The sequence below is a fragment of the Heyndrickxia acidiproducens DSM 23148 genome (assembly GCF_000374345.1).
Lineage (GTDB): Bacteria > Bacillota > Bacilli > Bacillales > Bacillaceae_C > Weizmannia > Weizmannia acidiproducens.
This window is the reverse complement of the sequence record NZ_KB894048.1, coordinates 1-8,754: the sequence shown is the minus strand read 5'-3', so window position 1 is coordinate 8,754 and position 8,754 is coordinate 1. Positions and strand designations below refer to the sequence as shown.

Sequence of the window (8,754 nt, the reverse complement as noted above, 5' to 3'; positions counted from 1 at the left end):
GTTGTCACGGATACGCAAAGTGCTTTAAAGGAGAAATCTGATCAAATCGCGGACCTCCAGCAGGCAATTGATGCGTTTGTGAACATGGAAGATGCGTTTAAAAGGCAAGGCCGGCAATGCCATGCGTGGGTATTTCCGGGATTTCCACCAACCGTTTCTTTTGTACTTGCAGTCGTTTTTATCCGAATACAACGAGCAGCTGAACAAAATTCTCAAAGATTTGTCATCCTTTGAACCGGACCCGAACGGTTATATTCAGGAAGCTTTTGTCCCAACTTAACGGGCAGTAAGACTCCCACCTCAAGATTCAAGGTACGAAAAAGATAGGTGGGAGATCAACTGCCCGTAAAGTTCCGATTGGTTCAACTAACCATCAGCGGGGGATGAAAGAAAACCCCCACTGATAGAAGTTTCACTTTATCCAGGACGGTGTCATTTCCGCGCTGAAAAAACTGGAGAATACCGTTGGATACTTGCTGGAAGATGCCAATGCCGCAATGCGAAGAGTTTCAGAGCTCATCTCTCTTCCAAAACTGGATGTGGAGGAAAAGCTATACTATATTCAGAAGGCTAGAAAAAAGGCGAACAAAACACTTGAGCATTTGCATGACTTTGACTCAAAGGCTGCCAGTACACTAGATTCCCTTGAAAAAGACATGGACACCATGGAGCGGTTTGTCCGGCAGATGGAATTGATGGCTGGTGACGGCTCACTTGACATTTCGACCTACAACCCGAAACAGTTTGTCACAACGGGAGCCTACCGGAGTCTGGAGGGCGAGCTCATTCAGAAAGCCGGTGTAAAACCGGTCCAAACAGTGAACGGCAAGGACTTTGGCAGATATTTGTCCGTCAAGTTCCATATGTATAAAGACGGAGCCATTGTGATGGAATACTGGAAGCCCGGCAGCAAGCAACTTTATTATGAACGGGTGAACGAAATCCCAAAAGAGGCCATACCGGGTTCAGAAAATCAGGATGATCCGCTTTATAAGGATATTTGGAACGGCATTTATGAAGGCTCCGGAAAAGCAGTCGGTGACACGATCGAAGGCCTGGAAACACTCCTCGATCCAAGAACCTATATCTCAATGGGTTATAATGGCGCAAAATACGCGAATCAGCTCATCTCTTCCCCGGAAGAAACTTTGAAAAGCACGGCATCCCGAACGATTGATATGGCAAAGTATATGGGGATGGCAGTCAAAAATGCTTTTGAACGGGACGTCATCAACGGAGATGCCAAAAGCCGGACAGCATTCTTCACCTATGCTTTCGTTTTTATCGGACTCTCTGCTCTTGGGGACAAAGGCATAAGTAAAATTAGCACTGCCGGAAAAGCGATGAATGCCGGGAGACTGGCTGAAAAAGCCGGGAAGCTGAGGGTCAATACCGGGGTTACGCCTGCACTTGAAGCTGCCGGCGCTGGTCCAACGAAGATTCCGTATAATGTGATGGATAACCTGGGTGTTAGGATTCAGAAGGCGGCAGAAGAAAGATGGACGGGGAACAAGGATGCTGGTAAAGACATAGGTGATGGCACAGTATGGGAAAACATAAGAATCACCCAACCGCTTTATGAAGGTACAAAAATACCAAAATCATTCGAATTAGTAGTAGATGGTGAAAAGTTCTGGGTACACCCAAATGGAACAAAACACATGGTCGAGTATATAACAAGGGAAGCAACAACACATGGTATGCCAATAAATAGTCAAACTTTATTATCCAGTTTCCAAAGCTCTGTTAAAGATGCAGTTAAAGAAGGCGTTAAGTATGATGAAATTATGAATACAGGTAATTGGGAACTAATATTTAGTAAAACACGCGGAGAAGGATTACTACCAGTCATAAAGCACGCTGTATATAGACCTTAGAAGGAGACATGTTTATGTTAAAAGTAATAGGATATAAGGAAGGACAGTCTACAAATATTGAGTATGATGTTTATACACCAATTAATATTGAATTTGGTACATGGAATATATCAAAAGAACCAACAATATATTGGAGAACTGGTGATTTTAAGAAATCTTTAATTGAAATTGGAATAGGAAAATATACAGGTAATATTCGTTCTATTACACTAACTTTGTGTGAGAATGTATACAAAACAGGGAACTTTAATTTTAATATGAAAAGTATAACTTTGAATAAAGGGATACCGATTTTTAAGGTAGACGAATTAAATAATGAAACGTATTTAGATGAAAAGGGTCAACTAAACGTTTTTATAGGGATTGATAAAATATTTATATCGTTTTCGGAAAACGAAATTGTGTCAATTGTACAAAACGATAATGTGGGATTTGCTATAGATACCAATGAAACGATTTGTGGAATTATAGTAAATGATGTAGAAGAACATGAAAAGAAAATAATAGAAGATGCATTGAAATAATTGGGGTTGCCTGTCATCATCCTAAATATGCAAAGCCCTGCAAAATACTCAGTATGGTCGCCTTGGAGGTTCATCGAGGTTATAAAAGCCCATGCATCTGCAAATATCAGTAAAAATTAAAGCAAAAAATTGAAAACACCGCCGAAGTCTATTATATTATGTATAGAACATAGCAAAAATGTATTTACATATATATGGATGGAAAGGCGGTGACATGCCATGAATGGGCACAAACCGATGCATAAACAAATTGAAGAAGATTTATTGGAAAAAATCAATTCCGGCTTCTATAAGGAAAATGAGTTAATTCCGAAAGAAGTCGATTTAGCAGAAGTGTACCAAGTCAGCAGGCCAACAGTGCGCCAGGCCATCCAAAGCCTGGTGAATGAAGGATATCTCGAAAGGAAAAAAAGAAAAGGTACGATTGTCAGAAAAAGAAAAATCAGCCAGGAATTTACCCATATTATCGAAAGTTATGATTCGGAAATGAGCCGAAAAGGGCTGCTGCCAAAAACCCGTGTACTGACTTTCAAAATAGACACAGCAACGGAAGAAATTGCCGGAAATCTTGATATTCAAGCAGGGGATAAAGTATATAAACTTGTGCGGTTAAGATATGCGGGGGAAGACCCTATTGTCCTCGTTACAACTTACCTGCCCCAGCATTGTTTGCCCGACTTTCTGGAACATGATTTTACAAAACAGCGTTTGTACGGCGTGCTGGCGGAAAGAGGGCTGCAGGTGAACGCAGTCAAAAGAAAATTGGATGTGATTAAAGCGGACGAAACAACAAGCGATTTGTTGGATATTGTCATCAATGACCCCGTCTTTTATTTTCATACAATTGGTTACACCGGGGATCACATTCCGATTGAATATTCCATTTCAAAGTACCGGGGAGACTTGAATTCCTTTATATTTGAAGTGAACAATGTAAAAAATGTAAATACAGGCTTCTAAACTTCTGCACCAAGAACCAAAGCCGCCTGCAATTTTATTTGCAGGCGGCTTACTGGTTAAATTTCAATACTGTCTTTTCCTTCCTGTTCAAGCCGGTTTTTTATGGATTCGATGATTTTAACCCCTGCACTGCATCCAATACGTTCTGCGCCGTTTTCGATCATGCTGATGAAGGTGCCGGCATCCCGAATTCCGCCGGCTGCTTTTACTTTCACTTCAGAGCCGACAATACTTTTCATTAATTTTACATCTTCTGCGGTTGCCCCTCCTGAACCAAAACCTGTTGAAGTCTTAATAAAATCAGGTTTCACTTCTTTTGCAATCTCTGCCAGTTTCGCAATTTCTTTTTTCGTTAAATAACAATTCTCGAAAATGACTTTGGATAACACACCGTTTTCGCGGCAAATTGATATAATTTGTTCCATTTCCTCTTTAATATAATCATAGTTTTTCGCTTTTAAGTCGGTAATGTTGATCACGTAATCAATCTCATCCGCACCATTTGCAATCGCGTCTTTTGTTTCAAATACCTTTGATGCGATTGAAGTTTGCCCAAGCGGAAAACTAATCGCCGCTCCGACGTGAATATCCGTGCCTTTTAGGATCCCGGCGCATAATTTGGTCTGCGTCTGGTTAATTGCAACCATTTTAAAATGATAAGCTTTTGCTTCCTCGCATAGTTTTTGCATATCTTCCCTCGTTGCATAAGGCTTAAGATTCGTATGGTCTACCAGCCTGCATAAATCATCCAATGAATAGGTTGTCATGGCATTTCCTCCCATATGTTATTACATATAATATAAATCTATACTACTATAAATTCAATCAAGCAAGCTATATTAATTTAAAAAAGGGATATAACAATGTTGACAACGATTTCAAGGAGATGTAAATTATTGATTACATATTAAAATAATTTCTTATATGTAAGCAATTTTAATGTGAGTAAGAATAAATAAGCAAAACCGGAACCTTAGATGATAAAAGTGGAATTAACCAGTTTTTCAGGAAAAAATGGAGTCTGATGACAGATACAAAACGTTAATGTTAATTCGGCTTTGTTGAAAAAAACAAACAACCGGCTGCCTTAAAAGCATTTGTTTGAATAAATGTTTGTTTTTTACATATACTGTTAGGATAAGAGGACAAGAAAGGGGACAATGATAATTGAAAGATGTAAAACTTGTAATCTTTGATATGGATGGGCTGCTGTTTGATACGGAGCGGCTTTACTATTCGGCAATGAAGCAGGTAATGGAGAAAAAATGGGGTTGCGATTTCCCGTTAGAAAATTATAAGCGGTTTATCGGTGTGGATGACCGTGAGTGTGATGATGTTATGAAAAGTTTATACGGCAAGGATTTCTCAATGGAACTCATTCTGGAAGACTATTATCAATTGTTTTCACAAATACTTCGTGAAGAAGGACTGCAAGTTAAGAAAGGCGCAAAAGACATATTGGATTTTCTGGACAATAAGGGAATAAAAAAATGTATCGCCTCTTCCAGCAGCCGCGAGACGATTCAAAATAATTTATCTATGGCAGGATTAACAGACCGTTTTGACTTTTATATGAGCGGCAGTGAAGTAAAACGGGGAAAGCCGTATCCCGATATTTTTCTGGGCGCATGTCAGCGGGCAAATGAAGTGCCGGGCTCCTCACTTGTTTTAGAGGATTCCCTAAATGGCTTAAGGGCAGCAACTGGGGCGAGCATTAATTGCATTATTGTTCCTGATTTAATTGAACCAAATGAAGAAATAAAAAAGCATGCCTATAAAATTGTTTCGGATTTAAGTCAAGTAATTGATGTCATTGAAAGCTAGATACCGGGTGCCTGGCACAACCTGAAATATGTCAATTTTTGTAGAATAGAAGAGCCACTCCTTTGAATAATAAGATTTTATTACCATATAAAAATATATCCGGTTTTTAAAGACAAAGCTGGCATCAGTCGGATTAATCACAAATTTTTTGTTGGGCGCATAGGCTAATGTGGAGTACCGTTAATCTAAGCCAAGCAGAGGAGTGGCGGGACATGTCTGGGGAAATTTTGCATTATTTTGCGGGTGGCAATACCGGTAAAGGGTTTTATCATTTTTTTGAATCGAATTTGCAAGGATTGGATTGTGTATTTATTTTTAAAGGCGGCCCGGGGACGGGAAAGTCTTTTATCATGAAAAGGCTGGCGGAAGAATGGCAACGGAAAGGCTATGATCTAGAACTGATTCATTGTCCGTCTGATCCTGATTCGCTTGATGGTTTTATCATTCCAGCACTAAAAACAGGGGTTGTGGACGGGAGTGCGCCACATGTAGTGGAACCGAAAGTACCAGGTGTGATTGAATCGGTTGAAAATCTTGGGGAAGCTTTGGATGCTTCGGTACTGGGAAAACATAAAAAGGAAATTTTGGAGTTGTATCACCGCGCAGGGGATGCATACCAATCTGCCTTTCAAGCATTCCAGGAAAGTTTGCGCCACCATGACGATTTGGAGGCCATCTATTTGAAAGAAATGGATTTTGAAAAAGCGGATCGGCTGACGCAGCACCTGATCGTCCGGTTATTTGGCGAGACAGTTGGGAAAGGAAGCGCAACGGAGCACCACCGTTTTCTCGGTGCTGCCACACCAAATGGGGCGGTTGATTTTATTCCAAACCTTACAGAAGGGCTGACGAAACGCTTTTTTGTAAAAGGAAGGGCAGGTACCGGGAAATCAACGATATTGAAAAAAATCGCCGCCCATGCCCTTGAAAAAGGTTTTTCAACAGAGGTTTATCATTGCGGTTTTGATCCTAACAGTCTGGATATGGTCATCGTCAGGGAACTCGATTTTTGTATTTTTGACAGCACCGATCCGCATGAATATTTCTCTGAACGAAGAGGGGATGAAGTGATAGATACTTATGCCGCAGTGGTGGAACCTGGTACGGATGAAAAATACGCAAACGAAATCCAAGCGGCCCACAAGCGGTACAAAGACAAAATGAAAGAAGGAATTGCCTGGCTGCAACAGGCAAAAATGCTAAACGACCAACTTGAACTCTATTATCGGGAGGCAATGGACTTCACGAAAGTCGATCAATTATATATAAAGATAAACAAACAAATACAGGAAGCTGAAAGCACGCAACACCAATCGTGAAAAAATGGGGTGCCACTGAGAAAGGTGGCATCCCTTATGTCTTCATTATTTTTATAAAAAACTCAAATAATTATTGCCGTTTTATGGAAGGTGGGCATTAAACTCTAAAGGTTGAATGATCACCTGTCCGCTTTTAAATGTTTGGACATCTGGATATGGAGGAAAAGCTATTCTATATTCAGAAAGCTAGAAAAAAGCAAACAAAATGCTTGAGCAGCTGCATGATTTTGATACAAAAGCCGCCCGCCCCCTCGAAACTCTTGATATCTGGAGGGCGAGCTCATTCAGAAAGCTGATTTTACCGATATACCAGTGAGCAGTGCCAGGAAGTACCAAAAATCTAACGGAAATCCGTTATTCTGCTTTTAGAACTTTTTTGATGGCACGATTTTTTTTGCCGCTCTCAGTATCCTCTTGTTGTTTGGTTGTGAGGGCGGCATTACGTTTGCCCATTTGCTTGCAGTACCATACAAATACTAAAACGTATCCAGCCAGTGCCAAAAGTGATAATCCGATTAGTTTGATATCCAGGGTGTCTGCAGCCCTTCCGATAAGAACGGCAAGCATTTTTTCAATCGGATTCGAGTCAACGGACGAGAAAAGTGCTCCTTTTGCAAGGCCTGCAGGAAAACTGTTCATGGCAATAGATGCAGAAGTCAGGAATTTAGCAATCAAAGTTGCTGCCCACAGGAATAGCGGGATCATCACTGTGCCAATCAGTGTCATCCGGATAACTCTCCCCCGTGTGACAATCAACAATGCAGGGGTTAAAACGGTCAATAAAATACCGCCAAGCGGGAGCACGTGGTTACCTGGTAAAAACATCGCTTCAATCAGAAGAATGGGAGCAAGAATATTTGCTACTGCCCAGACTTCCGCTCTTGGTGCCAAAATCGGCCAGTCAATCGCAATGAATAATTTTCTGCCGCGCAGCCGTTTGCTCATCATTTTGGTTATACCTTGTGACAGCGGATCGATTGCAGGTGCAAACCAGCCGCCGACGAATGCGAATAATTCAAGTGAAACCCCGGCGATAAAGGCAAGTGTAAATGTTTCTTTCAGGGATTGTTGTCCCAACAGCCCGATGAAAACACCAAGATATGCGCCGATCGCAAATTTACTTCCCCAAAATCCAATTTTGTTATTGAGCGTTTCGGCGTTAAAATCAAACTTGTCAATAAATGGCAGGCATTTGTCGATTATTTTATTGAAAATCATGGCAATCGGGGCGACAAGGAGCTCAGGGTGTGCCGTTGTTGTAATATTTTCTTTATCATAACCGAGCAAATCATTAATCGTTGGTTTCATAATATCTGCATTGATAAGCATCAGTGCGTAAATAAATGCAACAAACAGGGTGGTTAAAATAATATTGTTGCCTGAATAATGCAGAATGAGCAGCCCAATAATAGAAATATTCCAAACGTTAAACAAATCTACATTGAGTGTACTGGTAACGGATGTAATTAAAAGAATAAAATTGCAAACCAAACAAATAAACGCAAAATAAAGCGTATACATTGATCCCCAAGTAATAACAGCGAGCGGTGCCCAGCCCAGGTCTGTGATGCCGAGTGAAACGCCGGTAGCATGAACAAAACTTTGCAGGGCAGGGCCGAATGCGCTTGTTAACAAGGAAATGATCGCACTCATCCCGGTGAGCGCGATTGCCATCCGAATGCCGCCTTCAATTGATTTGGAAATTGATACGCCGACGCACAATGACAAAATCGTAATGATAAAGAACATCATGGCTGGAGCGCCTAAATGAATAAAAAAGCGAAAGCCTTCGTCCAATTTATCTAATACAAACATGATTTTCCCTCCTTTAGCTTCGTAACCGGTTACGTAACAAAGCAAAAAGGATTGTCTATAATATAGCACTTGAAAAACTATTTTTCAACCGTTTTCAAAAACTATTTTATTTAAAAAAGTCCCTATATAGAAGATTCTCGGTTGGTCAAGTCTTTTTTTGTGTGTAAATTCCTCTCAGTCGGGATAGAGTAATTAACCCGAATAAATGTCTGTCGCTTTGTTGGATTGGTCAGATGATTTCGGTTGTTTGGCTTTCCATTCAAAATAGTCTTCCATCTTCAAATAGCGGCGTCCTTCTGCCCATTTTTCATCCTTTTCCATGAGAACAGAACCCATTAGCCGGATTACGGAATCCCGGTTAGGAAAAATACGGATAACCTGTTCCCGACGGCGAAATTCTTCATTGAGTCGTTCCATGCCGTTTGTCGTTCTCAG

General features: G+C 40.8%; 9 protein-coding genes. 6 read left to right on the top strand and 3 right to left on the bottom strand.

What is annotated here, in order from left to right:
- Positions 1-91 precede the first annotated feature (91 nt).
- The 4 genes from C232_RS20330 (at position 92) to C232_RS0117480 (ending at position 3,361) form a co-directional block, all read left to right on the top strand.
- The gene (locus C232_RS20330) at positions 92-280 is read left to right on the top strand and encodes a T7SS effector LXG polymorphic toxin (protein ID WP_040400276.1); all 189 of its coding nucleotides are present in this window, start codon (positions 92-94) and stop codon (positions 278-280) included.
- Between the two features lie 139 nt (positions 281-419).
- Positions 420-1,877: a T7SS effector LXG polymorphic toxin gene (locus C232_RS20325; RefSeq protein WP_268869214.1), complete on the top strand. Its 1,458-nt coding sequence runs from the start codon at positions 420-422 to the stop codon at positions 1,875-1,877.
- A gap of 14 nt (positions 1,878-1,891) precedes the next feature.
- Entirely contained in the window at positions 1,892-2,401 is a 510-nt protein-coding gene (locus C232_RS0117485) for a hypothetical protein (RefSeq protein ID WP_018665406.1), read from the top strand.
- Positions 2,402-2,620: 219 nt separating this feature from the next.
- The gene (locus C232_RS0117480; protein WP_018665405.1) at positions 2,621-3,361 is read left to right on the top strand and encodes a GntR family transcriptional regulator; all 741 of its coding nucleotides are present in this window, start codon (positions 2,621-2,623) and stop codon (positions 3,359-3,361) included.
- Between the two features lie 56 nt (positions 3,362-3,417).
- Here C232_RS0117480 and deoC read toward each other — a convergent pair whose 3' ends face one another.
- Positions 3,418-4,128, bottom strand: a complete 711-nt coding sequence (gene deoC, locus C232_RS0117475) for a deoxyribose-phosphate aldolase (RefSeq protein WP_018665404.1) — start codon at positions 4,126-4,128, stop codon at positions 3,418-3,420.
- A 400-nt stretch (positions 4,129-4,528) separates the two neighbouring features.
- Between deoC and C232_RS0117470 the strand changes: the two genes are divergently transcribed.
- Both C232_RS0117470 and C232_RS0117465 read left to right on the top strand, forming a co-directional pair.
- Complete coding sequence (locus tag C232_RS0117470) at positions 4,529-5,185, top strand: HAD family hydrolase (protein WP_018665403.1); 657 nt, start codon at positions 4,529-4,531, stop codon at positions 5,183-5,185.
- 212 nt (positions 5,186-5,397) lie between these two features.
- Positions 5,398-6,504 carry a PRK06851 family protein gene (locus tag C232_RS0117465; protein WP_018665402.1) on the top strand — a complete coding sequence of 369 codons (1,107 nt, stop codon included), beginning with the start codon at positions 5,398-5,400 and terminating at the stop codon, positions 6,502-6,504.
- A gap of 354 nt (positions 6,505-6,858) precedes the next feature.
- On the opposite strand, the gene C232_RS0117460 is transcribed toward C232_RS0117465, so the two are convergent.
- Positions 6,859-8,319 (bottom strand): PTS transporter subunit IIC, encoded by a 1,461-nt coding sequence (locus C232_RS0117460; RefSeq protein WP_018665401.1) that lies wholly within the window; start codon positions 8,317-8,319, stop codon positions 6,859-6,861.
- 192 nt (positions 8,320-8,511) lie between these two features.
- Positions 8,512-8,754: transposase (locus C232_RS0117455; protein WP_018665400.1), on the bottom strand; the 243-nt coding region annotated here is incomplete at its 5' end.

Bases quoted from the DNA above. Each gene is read 5' to 3' on its own strand.
- C232_RS20330 (WP_040400276.1), top strand. From the start codon at position 92: ATGCGTTTAAAAGGCAAGGCCGGCAATGCCATGCGTGGGTATTTCCGG.
- C232_RS0117485 (WP_018665406.1), top strand. From the start codon at position 1,892: ATGTTAAAAGTAATAGGATATAAGGAAGGACAGTCTACAAATATTGAG.
- C232_RS0117480 (WP_018665405.1), top strand. From the start codon at position 2,621: ATGAATGGGCACAAACCGATGCATAAACAAATTGAAGAAGATTTATTG.
- deoC (WP_018665404.1), bottom strand. From the start codon at position 4,128: ATGACAACCTATTCATTGGATGATTTATGCAGGCTGGTAGACCATACG.
- C232_RS0117465 (WP_018665402.1), top strand. From the start codon at position 5,398: ATGTCTGGGGAAATTTTGCATTATTTTGCGGGTGGCAATACCGGTAAA.
- C232_RS0117460 (WP_018665401.1), bottom strand. From the start codon at position 8,319: ATGTTTGTATTAGATAAATTGGACGAAGGCTTTCGCTTTTTTATTCAT.